At 23.4% G+C, this 19624-nt stretch carries 21 protein-coding genes and 2 pseudogenes; 14 read left to right on the top strand and 9 right to left on the bottom strand.

Annotated features, from left to right (window positions below):
• The gene (locus tag KGF50_RS11055) at positions 1 to 1773 is read right to left on the bottom strand and encodes an ABC transporter ATP-binding protein (protein ID WP_227848095.1); all 1773 of its coding nucleotides are present in this window, start codon (positions 1771 to 1773) and stop codon (positions 1 to 3) included.
• 7 nt (positions 1774 to 1780) lie between these two features.
• On the bottom strand, positions 1781 to 3076 hold the full coding sequence (locus KGF50_RS11050) for a lanthionine synthetase LanC family protein (protein WP_227848094.1): 1296 nt from the start codon (positions 3074 to 3076) through the stop codon (positions 1781 to 1783).
• A 542-nt stretch (positions 3077 to 3618) separates the two neighbouring features.
• Here KGF50_RS11050 and KGF50_RS11045 point away from each other — a divergent pair.
• A pseudogene (locus KGF50_RS11045) lies at positions 3619 to 3756 on the top strand (site-specific integrase); the annotation flags it as partial.
• 175 nt (positions 3757 to 3931) lie between these two features.
• On the opposite strand, the gene KGF50_RS11040 reads toward KGF50_RS11045, so the two are convergent.
• Together KGF50_RS11040 and KGF50_RS11035 are read right to left on the bottom strand one after the other, a co-directional pair.
• Positions 3932 to 4954: a hypothetical protein gene (locus tag KGF50_RS11040; protein ID WP_227848092.1), complete on the bottom strand. Its 1023-nt coding sequence runs from the start codon at positions 4952 to 4954 to the stop codon at positions 3932 to 3934.
• A 520-nt stretch (positions 4955 to 5474) separates the two neighbouring features.
• Entirely contained in the window at positions 5475 to 5837 is a 363-nt protein-coding gene (locus KGF50_RS11035) for a helix-turn-helix domain-containing protein (RefSeq protein ID WP_227848103.1), read from the bottom strand.
• Between the two features lie 158 nt (positions 5838 to 5995).
• Between KGF50_RS11035 and KGF50_RS11030 the strand changes: the two genes are divergently transcribed.
• Positions 5996 to 6331, top strand: a complete 336-nt coding sequence (locus KGF50_RS11030; RefSeq protein WP_227848091.1) for a BlaI/MecI/CopY family transcriptional regulator — start codon at positions 5996 to 5998, stop codon at positions 6329 to 6331.
• Positions 6332 to 6611: 280 nt separating this feature from the next.
• Positions 6612 to 7697 (top strand): phospholipase D-like domain-containing protein, encoded by a 1086-nt coding sequence (locus tag KGF50_RS11025; RefSeq protein WP_227848090.1) that lies wholly within the window; start codon positions 6612 to 6614, stop codon positions 7695 to 7697.
• A gap of 303 nt (positions 7698 to 8000) precedes the next feature.
• Here KGF50_RS11025 and KGF50_RS11020 read toward each other — a convergent pair whose 3' ends face one another.
• Positions 8001 to 8270 carry a hypothetical protein gene (locus tag KGF50_RS11020; RefSeq protein ID WP_227848089.1) on the bottom strand — a complete coding sequence of 90 codons (270 nt, stop codon included), beginning with the start codon at positions 8268 to 8270 and terminating at the stop codon, positions 8001 to 8003.
• A gap of 1099 nt (positions 8271 to 9369) precedes the next feature.
• Here KGF50_RS11020 and KGF50_RS11015 point away from each other — a divergent pair.
• Entirely contained in the window at positions 9370 to 10461 is a 1092-nt protein-coding gene (locus KGF50_RS11015; protein WP_227848088.1) for an Rpn family recombination-promoting nuclease/putative transposase, read from the top strand.
• A 58-nt stretch (positions 10462 to 10519) separates the two neighbouring features.
• A pseudogene (locus KGF50_RS11010) lies at positions 10520 to 10945 on the top strand (PD-(D/E)XK nuclease family transposase); the annotation flags it as partial.
• A gap of 86 nt (positions 10946 to 11031) precedes the next feature.
• On the opposite strand, the gene KGF50_RS11005 reads toward KGF50_RS11010, so the two are convergent.
• Both KGF50_RS11005 and KGF50_RS11000 read right to left on the bottom strand, forming a co-directional pair.
• Complete coding sequence (locus KGF50_RS11005) at positions 11032 to 11286, bottom strand: hypothetical protein (RefSeq protein ID WP_227848086.1); 255 nt, start codon at positions 11284 to 11286, stop codon at positions 11032 to 11034.
• 80 nt (positions 11287 to 11366) lie between these two features.
• Complete coding sequence (locus KGF50_RS11000; protein WP_227848085.1) at positions 11367 to 11945, bottom strand: GntR family transcriptional regulator; 579 nt, start codon at positions 11943 to 11945, stop codon at positions 11367 to 11369.
• Positions 11946 to 12362: 417 nt separating this feature from the next.
• Here KGF50_RS11000 and KGF50_RS10995 point away from each other — a divergent pair, with 417 nt between their 5' ends.
• A complete protein-coding gene (locus KGF50_RS10995) occupies positions 12363 to 12467 on the top strand; it encodes a Mor transcription activator family protein (RefSeq protein WP_227848084.1) in 105 nt (34 codons plus the stop codon).
• A gap of 890 nt (positions 12468 to 13357) precedes the next feature.
• On the opposite strand, the gene KGF50_RS10990 is transcribed toward KGF50_RS10995, so the two are convergent.
• Together KGF50_RS10990 and KGF50_RS10985 are read right to left on the bottom strand one after the other, a co-directional pair.
• A complete protein-coding gene (locus KGF50_RS10990; RefSeq protein ID WP_227848083.1) occupies positions 13358 to 13747 on the bottom strand; it encodes a BlaI/MecI/CopY family transcriptional regulator in 390 nt (129 codons plus the stop codon).
• Positions 13748 to 13775: 28 nt separating this feature from the next.
• Positions 13776 to 14135, bottom strand: coding sequence for a hypothetical protein (locus KGF50_RS10985; RefSeq protein WP_227848082.1), 360 nt, complete (start codon positions 14133 to 14135; stop codon positions 13776 to 13778).
• Positions 14136 to 14490: 355 nt separating this feature from the next.
• Between KGF50_RS10985 and KGF50_RS10980 the strand changes: the two genes are divergently transcribed.
• From KGF50_RS10980 to KGF50_RS10945, 8 genes are all read left to right on the top strand, one after another.
• A complete protein-coding gene (locus tag KGF50_RS10980; protein WP_227848081.1) occupies positions 14491 to 15525 on the top strand; it encodes a hypothetical protein in 1035 nt (344 codons plus the stop codon).
• Between the two features lie 49 nt (positions 15526 to 15574).
• Entirely contained in the window at positions 15575 to 16225 is a 651-nt protein-coding gene (locus tag KGF50_RS10975) for a hypothetical protein (protein WP_227848080.1), read from the top strand.
• A 398-nt stretch (positions 16226 to 16623) separates the two neighbouring features.
• Positions 16624 to 17175 (top strand): hypothetical protein, encoded by a 552-nt coding sequence (locus tag KGF50_RS10970; protein ID WP_227848079.1) that lies wholly within the window; start codon positions 16624 to 16626, stop codon positions 17173 to 17175.
• Between the two features lie 75 nt (positions 17176 to 17250).
• Complete coding sequence (locus KGF50_RS10965; protein WP_227848078.1) at positions 17251 to 17634, top strand: hypothetical protein; 384 nt, start codon at positions 17251 to 17253, stop codon at positions 17632 to 17634.
• Positions 17627 to 18193, top strand: a complete 567-nt coding sequence (locus tag KGF50_RS10960) for a hypothetical protein (protein WP_227848077.1) — start codon at positions 17627 to 17629, stop codon at positions 18191 to 18193. Before KGF50_RS10965 ends, KGF50_RS10960 begins: the two co-directional genes overlap by 8 nt.
• A 232-nt stretch (positions 18194 to 18425) precedes the next feature.
• Positions 18426 to 19100 carry a hypothetical protein gene (locus tag KGF50_RS10955; RefSeq protein WP_227848076.1) on the top strand — a complete coding sequence of 225 codons (675 nt, stop codon included), beginning with the start codon at positions 18426 to 18428 and terminating at the stop codon, positions 19098 to 19100.
• Positions 19101 to 19111: 11 nt separating this feature from the next.
• Positions 19112 to 19399: a hypothetical protein gene (locus tag KGF50_RS10950; protein WP_227848075.1), complete on the top strand. Its 288-nt coding sequence runs from the start codon at positions 19112 to 19114 to the stop codon at positions 19397 to 19399.
• A partial coding sequence (locus KGF50_RS10945; RefSeq protein ID WP_227848074.1) for a hypothetical protein occupies positions 19399 to 19624 on the top strand: 226 nt, incomplete at its 3' end. The genes KGF50_RS10950 and KGF50_RS10945, both read left to right, overlap by 1 nt.

Raw genomic sequence — 19624 nt, 5'->3', positions numbered from 1 at the left:
TTACTCTTTCAAAGTACCAATTTGTATATTATATAGTTTTTGATAAATTTTATTTGTATTTATTAAATCATGATGAGTTCCTTCTCCTGATATTACTCCATCAGATAAAATTATAATGTTGTCTACATCTTTAATGAAATTATTAAATTTATGTGCAACAATTATTCCCATACTATTTTCTAATAATTTTGAATATGATACAGATAAATTATATTCAGATATAGCATCTAATGCTGAATTTGGTTCATCTAAAATATATAAATTTGCATTTTTAGAGAATGCTCTTGATAATGCTACTTTTTGCCATTGACCTAATGATATCTGTTTTCCATTGTCAAACCAATGTCCTACTTGAGTATCTAAAGCTTTTTCAGAGTTCTTTATTAATTCATTAATACCAAACTTATTAGTAATTGAATACAATTTTTCATCATCCTTCAGTATTTCTAAATTGCCATAAGAAATATTTTCTCTAAATGTAGCTTCATATTTTACAAAATCTTGAAACAGAGTAGCTATTCTTGAAAGAATAGATTTTTTATCAATCTCCTTCATATTAATCCCATTTATATAAATTTCTCCTTCATAATCATCATAAAAACCCATTAATATTTTTATTAATGTTGTTTTTCCACTACCATTTTGACCTATTATAGCAATTGTCTCATTTTCCTTAATTTCTAAGTTTATATTTTTTAATACATAATCTTGTTCTTCTCTATATTTATAGTACAAATTTTCTATTTTAATATTTTTTATCTCACTTATTTTTACTGTTCCACTATCATTAATCTCTTGTAAATCAAAATATTTTATTAATTGATCTATAAATAAACTCTCCTTATTCATACCAGAAAAAGCTTGTAAAATACTTATCATTTGCTCTTTAATTTGAGTTATAGTTTTCATATATGTCATAACATTTCCAATAAGTATTTTTCCTTTAAATCCATTAAAGATAATGTATGAAAATAATATCCCATCAATTATTAATTCAAATATAGTTATAATACTCATAAGTATTGTACTTTTTTTCACTAAATTTATATCTTGCCTATTAAATTCTTTTACATATTTTTTATATTTATCTATAAAATAGTTAAAAATATTATATGTTTTTAATTCTTTATAAAAGTCTCCATATGTTAGCAAATATTGCATATACCAACTTTTTCTTGCATCATTAGTTCTATTTTTTATTAAATTAAAGCTCATTATATTAATTTTTCTACTTACTAGAAACTTAATAATTGGAATAATTATTATACACACAACAATCCAAGGTTTAAATGATAACAATATGATTAAATATGATATCATAGTTAATATTTTTGATAAAACACCTGTAAATGTTTGAAGATATAATATTAATTTTCCATTACTTTCATATTGGGCTCTGTTTATCATGTCATATACTTCACTATTTTCATAACTCTTTAATTTTAATCTTGATGCTTTTTTTAATATTAACTCATTAAATTTCAAATCGAATCTTAAGGAAAATTTAGTTTTATAATACTCTAAGACATTATTATATATTGATTGAAATAAATCTATTAATACATAAATAAATATAAATAAAAACAATGTACTTAAACTAGACTTAATCTGTAACTCATTTAATATCTTTTGCATCATTATCAATGATATTGGAGGAATAATACCTGAAATAATCATAGATGTAATTAAAATAAATATATATTTTTTATCTATTAATATCGTTTGCTTAGCGACCCAAATCAAATTTTTAAAAATATTTGTTTTATTTTCCATATAAACCTCAATCCATAAGTAAAATTTTGTCAAATGTTAAATTAAATGTTAAGCTATTTATTAAAGCTAGTATTACACCACCACTTCCTTCTAATAGTGAAATATCTTCTTTGTATAATTCTCTATATAATAATTCCTCTTCATTTTTATTTGAACAAATATCAGTTATTTTTTTATGTTCTTTTAACAATACTGATAAATTTCTTTTTAATGTTTTCAGAAAATCTATATCTTTAGTTTCTTTATAAGCACTAACTTGAATTACTATAACACTAGAATATCCATGACATATTATAGGACTTGATAAATTATATAGTTCTATTGATTGATTAATTATATTTAATAATTCTTTTTTATAAAAGTTATATTGATTGTTAAACCCCATATATTTACATACTTTCATAAGACTTCTTACAATGCTGATGTTGCCATAACACCAACCACTATTAATAGAAAGATTAAATATATTTCCACTAGTATAATATTCTAATGGTAATTTTGTTGGATACTTCAATATTCCATTTTCTCTAATACAGAATTTTTCATATAAATTAAATATCTTCATTATAGACTCATCTAGACCTTCAATATCATAATTTAAATATTTTGATTTTGCCAAAGTGACTAATACTCCTATTATTCCATGTGCTACTCCAAAATTAATTTGTCCATCAATCATTAATTTTTTATCTTCTTCTAAATATTGTTGTTCTCTCTTTATATGAAATTTAATAACATTATTTCCTTTATATTTATAATCTTTAGATAGACCTATCAAGAAAGATATTAAACTATGTATTTTTCTGATATTTTCCTTATCACTTACTAAATCCAAACAATCTAATATATAGTACAAACTGCCTGATATCCCAGATATAATATCATAAAGTCCAAAAATAGTAGGTTCATCATTTGTATAAGTTATAACATCATATGAGTAATTTAATAAATATTGATTTAAAGAATGGGAAAGGTTTTTCAACTTACCAGTTTTTTTAAAAATGGTATTTATACTATATGCAAATTGACCTATCCCACCAAACATTTTTTTATAGTAGAGAGAAGTAAAACTTTCTGTATTTTCTCTAATATCATCTAATATAGATATTATTATTTCTGTTAAATTATCTTTATAAAATTCTTTATATTCTTGATTTATTAATTGAGAACAAAATAATAAAATATCATTATACTCATTCTTATTGAAATTATTACATTTATACCTTAAAATAAAGTCTTTAATATACTTTTCTGTTTCAATAAGCACACTATTATATAACTCATTGTCTTCAATATAGTCCATATTGTAATCTCCTAATTTTATTTTTTCCTAATTATGTATAGCACAAAATATTATGATATTTTTTGGTGTTTTTTTAATAAGTATTAGAATAATTAAAATTACTGATATTTTTATTTTAGAGTACAAATTCAACATTAAATTAATAATTTTATGCTATTTCTTAGTTCTTTTAAATCCATTTTTCAAAAAATGTATTTTATATCAAATAATTACTACAAACTACACTATACTTATTTTTATTGTTTTTTAGGTTAATTGATTATTTATTAGAGTGGCAATAGATGTCATTAAAAATAAAAGAACTTCAATATCACAAGTATTGGATATACTAAATAAAAAAATGTAATATTTAAAGCAATCATTTATGCTTATATAGTATCATTTTATCAATATAATGTAAATTAAATTTTAAATTCTATTTATCATGATGCAACCAGGTATTTTATTAATTAAATATTTCTTTTTTATAGAGATAAATCAATACTAAAACTCAATATAAATATTATATTATTTTAAAGATTCACATGTTACATTACTTATGTATCTCTATGAAAGTTATATCAGAAAGAGTTGGCCATTCAAATGTTAATACAACTCTTAATATATATTCTCATGTACTTGATGAAATGGATAGAGAAGCTTCAAATAAAATAGCAGGTAAATTATATAAGTCTAATTAATAATTATTCTCAATATATAAAAATAAAATCAAAGGTACATTCATAAGGCGAACGTATTACAACATGTTTAAAATGGCATACCTCAGATAGGTTTATAGCTTGAATATAGCCCACTCAAGTAATCTTATCATAAAATGAGTGGGCTATAAAAAGAATATTTTTATTAAAATTAAAGCTAGAAGTTTTTATGATCTAAAAGTTTTTGTAATTCTTTTTCAAGATTTTCCTTAGTAAATTTTTTCTTTTTACACTTATTATTTTTTTCATCAATTTCCCATTGTTTATATCCTTCAGGATATCTTTCATATTCAACATATTCGCTATAACAATAAAGTAAATCCTTTTCACAATCTACAACAAAATATATTCCACCTTCTATATCTTCTATTAGAATACATTTATGGAATGGGCTATAAGAATTTGCTATATTTAATTCCTTATTGCTATATTTAAAGTATATAAAAATATCATGATTGAGAAGTTGTTCTTTACAAGTTTTAAAAGTTATCTTATTTGTTTTTAAGAAATCATTGAATTGGGGTGAAAATAATATGTCAACTAAGATATCTGTTGTTTTTGTTATTCTATCTCCATATTTATTTATGTGATAATACATTACTTTTTTTTCACAGTGTTCTGAAAGTGGCTCTAGTATATCCCTAACATCATTATATTCAAAATAATTATCAATTTTTTCTAATTCTTCATATAAAACATAAAGTATTATATTTATGCTTTCATAAATAGTAATTAAAATATCCTCAAAATCATCTGATTTATCTATACCAAAATGAGTTACAGAATTTCTTAGTTTTCCTAAATTATTAAGTACTATTTGAGCTTTTTTATCAACATTAAATATACTACAATATGTAGTTATTAAGTTTGTATAATTAATAGTTTTAATACCTTCTTTTTTTATCAAAATTTCATCTAATGATAAGGTATTGTTATATGATTTTCTCATTCTAATACCTTCATGTAACTTATTTTGAGATAAATCTTCATATATTAATAATTCATTTTCATTTATAAGTATTGATTTAAGCAGTAATTCAATAGAGTTATGTAAAAATATAATAGTCAGTTTTAAGTATGTATTATCTTTCTTATGCTTCTTGCCAGTATTGTAGTCATGAAAATATTCCATAACCAAGTTAAGTGAATCAATTGCATTATCTATCATTTTTAATTTCATACTAAGTTTTCCTTTCTTTAATAGTATATTTATTTTATATACTTATTGTATCTATATATTTCCAGTATTTATGCTATAATAAATATAGCAAGGAATAATATTTGAAAAAGCTATGAGTGGTGTTTCCATAGAAAATTTTCCTCACTTTCTTATGAAAGGAGGTGAAGCTATGGAAAATCTAATGATGAGTATTATAGCTAGTGTTATAGCTAGTTATATCTACGATAAGTTAAAAAGCCACTCAAACGCGACTAAGAGTGGCTGGGAACTGAGTATTAAGTTCCGAAAAAATAAATAACCAATTTTAAGTTGGAAACATCACTCAAAAGTTAAGTAAAATATGCTTCCTTGCTTTTATTATACCACAAATTAAAAATATTAACACAAATTTTGTAAATGTTATTATATAAAAGAGGTGAATTTAAATTACAAAATTATACGATTTATTATAAAAAATTTAATTTTATATTTTTGCCACTGTAATATGTAATTTTGATATACTTAACTAAAAATCTGGATTTTACATACCAAATTTATTTCTTATTTCTCTATCTTTACGTATTGCTTCTTTCATATATTTTAAAACATCAACAAGCATTCTAACTTCATACTCATCACAGTCGTTAAAAATTTCTTTAGCTTCTCCCTCAAATATAATTTTAGAATTTAATACATTATCACATAATAATTCATCTACAGTAACAGACAGAGCATTAGCAATATTAATTAGTACAGGCAAGCTTACCTTTGTTTTTCCAGTTTCGATATTGCTCATATGAGATGCTGTTATGTCTATTTTTTCTGCAACTACTTCCTGGGTTATGTCCTTATTAATTCTTGCAATCTTAATTCTTTTTCCTAATGCTTTATAATCTACATCCATGTTATTTCTTTTCCTTTCTGTTTTTTTATATTGTAACCATTTATATAGTGCAATATAATAATTTGTATACATTAAAACTTCATGTAGCATATTTTAACCAGAATTTATTTAATTAAAATCTAATTGTTGTTTAATATAAATTAGAAAGGGTTGTTCATATGTTGATACAAAAAATACCACAAGCGGAATTGAAAATAATGAAATTTATTTGGAAAAAAAATAGCATTGTTACATCAAAAGAAATTGTTGTAGCTATGGAATTAGAGTGTGACTGGAAACAAACAACTACATTGACCCTTTTGAGAAAACTTGTTGAAAAGAATTTTTTATATGCTGAAAGAATTAAAAGACTAACACATTATGAAATAATCATAACCAAAGAAATTTATTTACAATTTATAACTAAAAAATTTTTAGAAGAAGTACATTCTGGTTCCATAGAAAGTTTATTTAGTTCTTTAGAGGATTATTTAACTATTAATAAAAAATCTTAACTTTAAGAAATCAAGATATTAATGAAATGGATAGGATTTATAAGGAGAATTTTTCAGAACTCCTGTAAGTATAAACTAGAGCTTCATTTCTATAATAAGTACATACAAATTATAGTAAGTTATTATGCCTCTAAGGTTATAGAAAAGATAGTTGATGTAAAAGTAAATAAAAGTAAGTATAATAAATATAAGACTATAGAAGATTATCTAGAATATTTTAATGATGAGCTTAAAAATAGGTTTATGTTTTGATGTATTTCTAGGAAGGGGATGATATAAAATGAGAAATGAAATTAAAATAAATGATGATGTTAAATTAATAATGACAAATGATGAGTTTGGATACTCTGAAGTATTAGACACATTAGAAAACGCCGCATTTGTAAGAATTGTTACATATAATATCTCGGCTGAAAGTAAGGAATTAATTGAGAAAATAGAAAACTTCAAAGAAGATAAAGATGTCGTTATTATCACAAATATCCCAGCTCGTTTTAAGAAATATACAAGCTCTTATGCCAGAAATAGAGCAAAGAAAACAATAAGTAATTATATAGATAAACTTAACCCTGAGAAGTATGATGCAAATATTAGAACTTTCTTTAACTTCGGAAATCATTCCAAAATAATAATGACAGATATAGTAGCATACATAGGTTCTGCAAATTTTTCTGATGAAAGTAGGAAGAATAATGAATGTGGTGTATTGATAAAAGATAAAAATGTAATAAATGAAATAAATAATGTATTTATACAAATGCAAATAGATGAATCAGTTTCATATTATTCAAGTGAATATATGAAAGTATTTATTTCAATAACAAATCTTTTAACTAAAGCAAAAATGTATTATGAGGATTATCACTGGAGTTTCTTTGCTGATTCAGGACATCAACATCATGGAAGAGGAGATGAATATAGAGGTTTTAATGCATGTTTATCTCCAATACTTATAGAAGATCTATCTTCTCTTTCATATGAAATAGAAGATGTCATTTTAGAATTAAACAATAATGAAGTGTACCCTGAAATATTTGAAGATTTAGATTTAAGTATATGTGAAGAAATTAGAACATATTTTGGAACAGATTCAGAACTAGAGGAATTTTCAAGATTTGACTGTGAAGATAAAACATATGAATTATTCGAAGAATACATTTTAGATGGAGATCCTGATAGAGTAGATTACTATGCTCAATTGGCAGCTGATAATGCAAGTGATATGAATATTAGTTTAGTGAGTGAAATCTATCAAACATCACTAGATGGCATGAAGGTTATTGAAAAAATAGTTGACTTTTTACTTAATATATTGAAGATGCTAGATAAGAAAAAAGGAGTAAATACAAATGTAGATAATACCTAATTGAAATTATTCAGTTTTAATATATATTTGGCAAACTTTGATAAATTAAAATAATTTATGATAAAAATAAGGATATAATTTTAAAGTTAATATATTGGTATTACTTGCATAAAAGATTAAAATTCTCATGTTCTTAATAAAATATATAGAAAAGCCTCAGGTAAAATTGTAGGAAAATCTATAAAGAGGATTTTTTAAACAACTGTAAATAGAAAATAGAGATTCATTCTTGGTAAAGATTAAAATAAAAGCTACAAGACAAGAATGTCTGTAGCTTTTTAAATGATTATTTATTTGTATAATTTAAGATTTGTTATCCTTTTTTAATATATTAAATATATATATTAATATGTTAGCTATAATAGTTGCCAACCATTTAAATTCAGGATTTATTCCTAAATTCACTAATACATAGGAAATAAGAATTCGTAATACATGGGAGATAAAAATTTGGATCACTTTACCCCCAAAAATATCTATAAATTTTAGAACTTTGCAAGGTATTTTATGATTGATTATTAACTTTATTTTACTTTGAACCATCTCATTAATTTTAATGTTTCTTTTTTTCATTTGTTATTCCTCCAATACTTATAAGTCAATATAAATTCGTAATTTACATTGCTATATACATCGAAAAAATATAAAAAAAAGTATCATCATTTTTTTAGTACTTTTATTTTTTATTTTTAAATTTTTTTTAATGAAATTGATTCAAATCAGTTGTTTTTAATGTATAATTTAATAAAAATATTAATAAAGGAGAGTTTGATGATATTATTAAATACAATTTTTATCTGTATAGTATTTTTTATTTTATGGTTTTCTTTAAAAAATAAAATTTCTTTTATGTGTACATTAATCACATTGACGTTTTACATATTTTTAATTTCAATTATAGGCTCATTCATTTTAATAAACTCTAAATTTATGAAATCACCAATATTAATATACTTTATCCCTACATTTGCCTTGATTATGTACTTGTATTTTGGTACCTTTATCAATAAAATAACGCTTATACTCTTTAGTAGAAAATTTTCTGCATTAAAAAATATTGAATATAATTTCAATATTTTAAGATACCATTTAATTGTAATTTTTCTAATAATCTTTATCTATTTGAATATTAATGGATTTTTTTATAAAGAAGATTTAAACGATATAGTTTTTTTAGTGAGAAATGTTTTTTTTACTATAATTCTGTTGGCCATGATAGACATAAATTCTATGTTTAATATAGATTCTATGTCAAATAGGTGGATTAAGAAACTTGAGTCTATAAAATAATAGACTTAAACATAGATTATAGTTTAGCAATATAAAGAAATAAGTTCTTTTAAGAATTCATTTTTTTATTCCATCTTTTTTGTACTTAGCCTTGTAAACTCCAATACATTCATAAATATGTTCCCAATTATTCTCCAGATTTACTTACTTTTATAAGTCAAAAATATTTATATTAGAGTACAGCAGATCCTAATATATTAAAATATTTTTTCAAAAAAAAAGTAATTTTGCCCCATATTATTCAAATAAATAAAAAACTAGCTATTTTAAGTAAATAAAAAAATAAATTGCATTAATCAATTAAATAATGAGGGAGGTAATTACATATATAAAAAAGATTAATTAAGAAAAAATTGATATAATAAAAAAAAGAGGTGTTAAAATGAAGCAGAGATTAGAAGAAAAATCTAAAATTACTAAAATATCAAAAGAGTATAAGCGAACTACAATTGAAGAAACTGATAGAGAATGGACTAAAAAATTAAATGATATTCTCAGTAAAGGTGATTTTTCTAATGAGGAGTTACATAAAATCAAAGATCTAATTCCAAAAGAAATATTAACTAGTGAGAATATAGGAGCGGTTGTAACTGAAGATGGATATGCTAAACCTGAGTATGATGAAGTATTTAAATCATTATTTACTTTAAATAATGATTACGATTTACTCATTAACTTTATCAATGATATTCTCAAAGATGCTCCACATGCTAATAGAAACATTAAACCTTTTACTCAAATAAAAAAAATAATCCGAGTTGAAACTGATCCAACGATTAATTACGTTGGTGAGAAAAGACCTAGACTTGATATTTTAGCTGAAGATGAAGAAAATAATCATATAAATATTGAGATGCAAAGAGCACTTGAAGATGATTATTTAGAAAGAGCTGAATATTACCTTAGTCGTGTACATGGTAGAAAATTAGAAGAAGGTAAAGAATATAAAGAAATTGGAAAAACTATTGGAATACATATACTAAATCATGTAAAATATAATCAAATAGATGATTATATAAACTGCATGAGACTAAGTATGGATGGTCACCCAGATATTTATTCAAAAAAAACAGCATTGTACTTTGTAGAGCTTCCTAAGATTAATAGACAAGATCATATAGTAAATAGAATCCTATTATGGGGAAAACTCATTAGCAATCCTTCTAATCTAGATGTTAGGATTATAGCTAATAATGACTATGTTATTAGAAAAGCTTTAGATAGGTTAAAAGATTTAGGAAGAAATGAAGAATATTTATTAAATCTGAAAAGAGGTGCATATATTATGAATAAAAGCAGAAACTTCAAGGAAGAAATCGAAAGAGAAACAGCAATTAGAGTTGCTAAAGAGAAAGATCATAAATTAATTATAATGCTAAAGAAAAATGGTTTCAAATTAGATGATATATTAAGCAAATTTGACGATTTTGATTTAAGTGAAGATGAAATTAAAGAAATTTATAATAACAATTAATCTAAAAACATTAGCTATCTAGCTAATGTTTTTTCATAAAATTAATAATAAATTAGCTGAAGATGATTATTTAGAAAGAGCTGAATATTACCTTAGTTGTGTGCATGGTAGAAAATTAGAAGAAGGTAAAGAATATAAAGAAATTGGAAAAACTATTGGAATACACATATTAAATCATGTAAAATATAATCAAATAGATGATTATATAAATTGCATGAGATTAGCTATGGATGGACATCCAAAGATTTTTTCTAGTAAAACTGCATTATATTTTATAGAACTTCCCAAAATTTGTAAATATAATAGCATAGCAAATAGAATCTTAATATGGGGAAAACTTATTGATAATCCATATCATATAGATATTAGGATTTTAGCTAAAACTGATTCTGTTATTAAGAAAGCACTGAACCGATTAAAGGAATTAGGTAGTTATGAAGAATATTTATTAAATTTAAAAAGAGGTGCATACATTATGAATAAATGATAAAAGTTAAATTTTACTTTTAAAAAATTCATGTCAAAAAAAGAGCTGTCGCTTTAATCATTTTGCAACACCCCCTTTATTTTTTATAACAAGCTATTTATATAATTCAATGATAATGACTTTACAAAATCAATTTTATTGCCATTAACAATTGGCTTTAATAATCGGTCTGTATTTTCAGGTGTTAGTTTTTTTCCATTAAAATAGTTATATTCATGTAAAATTATTCTAATTTCATCTTCTTTTAATCCTAGTTTTTGTGATAGTTGTTCTATTGTATACTTTCGTGAATCATAAACTCTGCATATTGACTCACCTTTTATGAATACTTCGTTCATTTTTAATTCTCCTTTTTAAATATATTTAGATTATTTCGTTGTCCATTGTAATTCAAATTAATCAAGCAAACATATATCCTCTATATGTTTATTTTAAATATGTTTTCTATAAGAGATACTCTTCTTTCTAAATCATTGATTCTATCTATGTCCTTTTGTAATTTTTTGGGTTGAATGGCTAGTTTCTTAAGAAACTCAGGGTTATCTAAATCATTTACATCTGAGTATATACAGTAATTATAGTTGCTATTTATTAAAAATTCTCCACTGAACTTACGATTCTTTTTAGCTAATTCTAATTCTTTATTAATCATGGCATCCAACTCTTTTTGAGCATCTTCATCTACACATACTCTATAATGTATATTATCTAGTTTTCTTATTAAAAAGCCACATTCTTCTAATTGTATTAAACTATTTGTTATAGAATTTCTAGATACATTAAGTTGTTCAGCAAGTATTTTTCTAGGAGGTATTTTTTTAGCAACAACTTCATCTAGTTCACTCATTAATAAAAAAGCTACTCTCAAAGTTAGGATTGATAAATCTCGATCTATTTGTGTTGGTTTTTCTATGAGCAATGCTTTAAAGAAATTTAAATCAAAAGTTATTTCCTGACTTTCATGATTAATTACATAACTTCTTCTTATTTGAATCACCGCCTTTATTTTTATAATAGCTTATTTTTACAAAAATGTAAATATACATTTCTAAAATCAATAAAATTCACAATATAATTGTCTAAAATGTAAAAATTATAGGCATAGTAGAGCAGTTATTCAATTTGATTTATATAGTTAATGCAAATGTAATTACATTAAAATAATTTGATAGATAAAATAAAGTTATTATTAGTAGGTAATATTAGATATTTGTAAAATATGTAATATTAATTAAATAAGTTTAGATGAGGATATTTATGGAATTAAAAATAAGTGACTTACCTTCACAATTTGAAACTATAGCAATGAAAATAAGGATAGATATAATTAAAGTACTATTTGAAGAATTTTAGGGAACATCTGTGTACTTTTCCTACAGAGAGATATATTAAAGAAGCTCGTGATAGATAAATAATGGCTGAATATAATGGATTTAATCATAAAGAATTAGCAGCTAAATACAAGATGTCTGAAAGCTACATACGAACTATCATAAACAGAAATAAGAAAAGTGGTTAATACTACTATTGACAACATGTTGATGAACGCAGTATTAGAAAATAGTCCGTATTTTAGCTTGTACGGGAAGCTGTAAGTAGATTTGTGTAAAAACAAATTTACCTATAGCCTTTTTAGTATACAAAATTGGTAAATTTTGAATAATATTCATATAAAAAATTTTGGAGGTTTTGAAAATAAAAGATATAATTGTTCCAGATATTGATTATCAAACAGAAGTTAAAAAATGCAAGACAATGGAAGATGCGGTTAAGAAAAATGGCCTTATGCAAAAAATATATTTATACAAATCTATACACATTCTCTTAATTATACCTACTTCTAATTTCTTCGTCGAAGACATATTCTCAATTGATATTATACAACTTAACCCATCTTTGTATCTGAATTTCTACTTGCACTCATACTTCATATAACTATTTATAGTAGTCACTAGCACCATTATGATGTTTTTTATGTAGTTACTATAAGTGGGTTTATATGTTAATAATTTTTAACATCTACTAGGAAACATTCTATTCTTAATTGCATTTAACTCTTCTATACTATTTGAAATATCTTCTGGTAAGATATATACATATGATGTATTTATTGAGGAAGTAAGACAAACTATTGATTTTTATATTGGTATCTTTGAATGGCCATAAGACACTTCTGATTCAATTTTATATGAATTAAAAAATGGTTTTTGTACTCGTAAGATTTATAATAACCAAGAAAATCTGCGAATCAGTTTCACTCCAAAGATAATACATCATGATTTTCCTTCAAAATCTTTAATAGAAATTACTAAAGTTTCCTTATACTAAATGAATTATATTATAAATTCCAAATAAAAAGCTATATTATATAAGAGTATTATACTCTACTAATATAGCTTTTTTGATTTTTTATTTTAAATAGTACCTCCAAATTTCTAGGTATTCTTTCTCCATCTCTGTTAATTGCTCACAAGTTATTAATGAATCTAAGAAATTAACTAATGAACCATCAAATACATTACAAATGAATTCTTCAGTTTCAAATTTTATGTATTCATTTCTCATAACTATAGCTTTATAATAAGTATATTTCCCAATCTTTTCTGAACTTAAAATACCTTTACTGATTAATCTTGATAGTAGTGTTAATGTTGTAGTTTGTTTCCATCCATATCTTTTATACATAATATTAGTAATATTAATTGATGCTAATTGAGTGTCTGAATCCCAAATAAACTTCATTACTTTTAGCTCTGCTGGTGCTATCTTTCTTATTATCATATTATCTAGTCCTCTCATATTTTCTTAAAAAAATATTTTTTCTTTCTTATTTTTCACAAAATTTAGTAAATGAATAATTGTTTGCTAAATCTCTAAAAGCTTTTTTCCCAAGTGTATTTAATTGTATATACTCAGAGTTATTTAAAATAAATGCTTTATGTGATTCTATATTTATATACAAGATATCTTTTTCATTTCCAGATTTAATAAGATTTCCATTTTCATCACAATCAATCAAAAATACAAATTCATCTAATTGTACTATCTTAAAAAGCTCATATCTGCCAGACTCTTCTTTATCTATAGATAAAAGTATATCTCCTATTTCTAAAGTATTAAATTTAACACCCGTTTCATTTTCTATATTTTCCTTTAATAAAATTAAGCTCTTTTTATTATTTTTCACAATATCTCCTTTGATATTTCTAAATTATTTTTACTAGATTTTAACTACTAACCATATTTTCTCTCCTTTCTCTATATTGACAATCGCAACTTAGATTTTATTTGCTAATAGATAGCTATTTTATATGTCCTAAGTAATATGGTTCATTTTAAAGATTTTTTTGAAAAAAATTAATTAAGATATCTTAATTGATATGCTATTTTAGTTTTATATTAATAATTTATTATATTATTCTACATAATTTTGCCCACTTTTGAACTTTAAACGACCATTTATGAGAAAATATTGATTTTTCTGAAAAAATATGATACTATTTAAGTAGAATCAATTACATATATAAATATTAGGAGGGTATATGAAAAAATTAGCATTATTATCTTTATTGATTGTAACAATTACAGGTTGTTCAAAAACTGCTGATGAAGAATATAAATATGCTACTATTAATACATCTATGGAAAATAGCTCTATAATTTCTTTATATGATTCAGATGGTAATTACAAAGGTGATAAAAAAATCAACTATGGAGGAATTACCTTAGCAGGTTTTAAAAAAATAGGAGATGATACTAATGAAAATATTTATTACATAGCTCCTGTAACAAACAGTAGCGTAAATGATTTTGTTCTCCAAATAAATAAAAATTCATTAAATCCTAAAACTATAGTGTCATCTAAAGGAAATAATCCAACTTTTTTTGTATCTGATAAAAAAAATATCTACTCAGGATCATCTAGTCTAGACGAAATCTCTCTTTCTAAAACAAATTTAGCATCTAATCAAGTATTAAAATCGACAATATTAAAAGATTTAGGCATAGGAATAGTATTAGTTGAAAACAATGAAAAATTATATTTAATATCATTTAAAGAAATTTCAAGTAACTATAAATTAGTTCTATCAGTTCTAAATAAGGAAAATTTAAATGTTGAAAAAAGCATTGATATATCAGATGGAAGTTATGTAACAGGTGCAAAAATCATAAATAATAATCTATATATATTAAAGGAAAGAGATGGTAATGATGCACTTTCAAATAAAATGATAAGAATTAACTTAAATGATTACTCATCTAAGGTCATTGAATTACCTTTTGATAATTTATCTCAAATATTTACTGATAAAAACTATCTGTACATAACCGAAAATAACTCTTTGGGTGAAACAACTAAACATAGGATAGCTAGATTAGATATAGATAGTTTAGAAATAAATCAATATGATACAAAAAATGAGCATATTTCAAGCTATATAAACAAAGATGAATTTTTATCTTCTGATGGAAAAAAAATCTATATTTATAATTTAAGTGATTTTAGACTAAAAAAATCTATTAAGTTGAAAGAATATGAGAACAAGACTTTTGTATCATTTTTTATTAATAATTAATTATTCTTTTGAATAGTTAAAATATAAAAATATAAGGGGGATATGAATTATGAGGATTAAAAAATATGTTTCAGGTGCTTTAGTATTAGGTCTAGTTTTTGTCAATTCAAGTATACTATCATTTGCAAATGAAGTTCAACAGGTTGAAAGTCAAAGTGATGAAGCTATTATTCAAAAACAATTAGATGGATTTGAAGAAATAGATCAAGAGTTACGTGAAAATGGTGTAGAAAGTACAGATAAAGATCCAAATATTGAAAGAGCAACATCAGGTACATATCCAACAAGGATAGGTGCTATACTTGTTACTAAAGATGGTAAATTCGGAAAACTTATAGGACATGCAGGAATAGTTCATACAGCTACAACTACAGTTGAATCTTTCCCTGAAGGTGGGGTAAAGGTTTATAATAATAATTGGCGTGATAGATATAATAGTGTCTATGGTTTAGGCGTAAGAAAAACTACAACAGCTCAAGATAAGACTGCATCAACATGGGCATACAATAAAAGAACTCTACCATATAACTGGGTAATTGAACAACCAGAACTTACAAATGCATTTTATTGTTCTCAATTGGTTTATAAAGCATATAAATCAACTGCGGGTGTAAATTTAAATTATGAAGGTGGAGCTGTATTTCCATATGATTTAGTAAAAACAGGTGAAACATATACATCTTACACTAAAAACGTTTAAGCATTTATAATTTTATCTTGATATAGAGAATACAAGGGTTTAGTTAAATGATATGCTCCCTTTCTGGTGTATAGTTTAAATAAAAAAACTATTATCATTAAGGGAGCATTATTTTTATGTTAAAGGGGAAAGAAGTGTGCCAGAATTAGCCAATACAGTAAGTATATGCAATGAACGATTTAGAGAATGAATTAGTAGGCTTAATGGAAATGAAGAAATATAAAACAGGCTGAACATATAAATATGTTTAGCCTGTTTTGTATGTTTATAAAACAATGAAAATTAAATTTATTTCAAAAATATTTAATTTTTATCCCATATTATAATTAATAAAAATTTTAAGCATTTTAATGTATATAAAAATAAGCTGCATGTGTCAGCAATTAGGAGGAATATTTATGATTAAAGTAAAAAAATTAAATAAACATAGTGTATTTTTTATTGTAAGTGTTTTTAAAAGGTTACGTGTAAGTATATACCTATTAATTTCATTATCGTGTCTACTATTGACTTTACCAAAACAATTAATCTATTTTTTATTATTAATTTTATTGTTTCATTCAATTAACAAGTTATATAAGAACAAACCCAGTAACATTAATTTTCCATATAAAACTATCAAAAGTAATATTTATTCTTTTGATAATATTAAAGCTATTGATACTTATCATGAATCTGAATTTAAAGATACATTATTTATTAATCAAGTAATTGATGAAAAAGAATATTATACACTACATGATTTTAAAGTAGATTGGAAAGTTTATATTGAAGAAACAATTATAAATATAACAGTTGTAAAACTATTTTATTATGATAATAGAACTATAGCAAAAATATATGTATTTGATAATAGAATAGATATATATTTTGATGATAGCATAACACTTGAAACTCTTTACTATAAACTACAAGAGTGTAGTTCTTTTTCAGAGCTTTCTTCACTCTAAAATTATTTAGATAAAGTAATGTAAAAGTTAATAAATTTTGATAATATTAATATAAATAAAAAAGAGTTGGATACTATGATAATAGTAGATTTCTTAATTAATAATATTGATAGACATCTAAGAAATTTTGGCATGCTCCAAGATGAAAAAGGTATTTTAAAATTTGCACCTCTTTTTGATCATGGTTTTGCATTATATGGAAATATAATTGATGAAGAGTTGGAGCTAGATAATCCTGAATTCCTTGAATCAATAGATGAATGTAAACCATTCCGAATATCACATTATGAGCAAATTGAGTTAATATCAGATGTAAGTTTAAAAATCAATACTAATGAAATATTAGAAATTGTTGATAGCTATAAAGATCTTTTGAAACAACATAGATTAGAATGCATTAAACACTTATTAAAAGTAAGAATTGAATATTTAAAAGAGAGGGGAATTTTATATGAATAATTTATTTTATGATAATCTAAATCTTGATGATAAACTAATCATCAAAAACAATGGAGTAATGGGAAACAATGACTTATATTTTTTAAAATATAAAAATGATATAGCAGGAATCTTAATATATAATATAATAAATGATAAATTCTCATTTAAGCAAAATAAAAATTATAAGGGAATGAACCCATTTCCAATCACAAATATTTTTAAAAATTTAGATAGTGATAAATGGGATGAATTTATAAGAATTTGGATTGAGGAAAGAGTTATCCAGGAATGTAGACCAGAGGTCCCTTCTATATTAAAAGAATTTAAATTAGGATATTATGATGTTTGGGATATTTGTAGAAGTAATCTTGCTATGAGTGTTGAAGATTTCTTTTGGATTACAAAAGATAACACTCTAAGGTATGAAGATTTTAACATCCGTTACTGTACTTTAAATAATATTACTCCTATTTACAAACCTCCTTTTCCTATTGTTAGATATCCAAATTATTTTGAGAGAGAAAAAATAAAAAGTGGTGAAACATGGAAATATGAACTAAAAAATACTAATTCTTAAACATTTTTAGATTATATATTCTTATTCGTACTATAAAAAATAATTTTAATAATTAAAACTGTTATTAAGTGATTATAAATCATTCTAATAACAGTTTTTTTGTTTTCTTATAAAAATTTTCAAAAAAGACTCCTAAATGCCCCATATTATATACAACTTAAATTAAAGCTATATTTTAGCAAATAAAAACAAGCTGTAGCTATCAGCATAAAAAATAAAAGGAGGTTTTTTTATGAAATCAGCATCTTTATTATTGTCTTCATTCTATCAAAAAGAATCAAGTGAAATATTTAAAAATTTTAATGAAGTTAACAGACAAAATATTTTTAGGACAAAGAAATTCCTATTCAATTTAGGATTTCCAGTAACATATCCAGCTAGAGCAAATACTATTTTAAAAAAATTAAAAATCAAGGAAAATGATGAAAAAAAAGAAGTTGTATTGTTCTACTCAAAGCTAGATAGTACAAATAATATTATTACAATTACTAAAGAAAACACAATAAAAATACTTATGGAGGATGGAAATATATCTGGTATAAGAAAACTTTTATTCAATTTAGGATTTAAAGTAAGTCATGTTAATAATCCAGACATTAAATTTAGAAAAACTATATTTAAAAAAAATAATGAAAAAAAATCAGTTGTACTACTTTATTCAAAATCTAATAAAGTAAATGGAAACATTATAATTCCTAAAGAAAATGCTTTAGGACTTTTAGATGAAGAATTCCATCTTGTAAGATGTGCAAATTGTGGCCATTATGATGATTCATTGTATGAGTTATTAGGATTCAATACGCCTTGTTGTGATTTCACTAATAAAACAATTAATAATTGTATGAAATTTCATAAATGTAGTGCTTTTTATGAAAATAAATTAAAAGAATCAAATTATGAAAATTAGGAGTGATTTATATGATTAATTTCGATGAATTACAAAAAAATTTGGACTCCCAAATGGAGTTATCAGAAGAGGACATATTAATAAGAAATTTATTGGAAATGTGTGCATTCCTTTCAAAAATTGATGAAGAAATGTTAAAGACAATACCAGCAAGAATTTTTATTAAAGTATATTCTATGCTGTCTATAGATGATGTTGAAAAGAACCACATTATAAATGACATGATTGAATTTGAATATTTAAAAGAAAACTTATCATCAATTCCTCAATTTGCTGATGAAGAGGAGGAAATATACTAATGTTTAAATATATTGGTCAATCTGAAAAAGAAACATTGAAGTATAATTTAAAAGAACTCTCAAAGATAAAAATTGTTTTTACTGAAAACTATATCAATATAAAAGCATTTATAAATATGGAATTATCACTTAATGATGCCTTAGATTTTTATATTAACCTATTAAAATCTAATAACTACTATTATTGTGTAAATAAAAATAAAATAATCTTACAGTATATAAAAA

The sequence above is a fragment of the Clostridioides sp. ZZV15-6598 genome (genome assembly GCF_020657705.1).
Taxonomy (GTDB): domain Bacteria; phylum Bacillota; class Clostridia; order Peptostreptococcales; family Peptostreptococcaceae; genus Clostridioides; species Clostridioides difficile_F.
The sequence above is the reverse complement of the archived record's forward strand: the minus strand, read 5'-3'. Positions and strand labels throughout refer to the sequence as shown.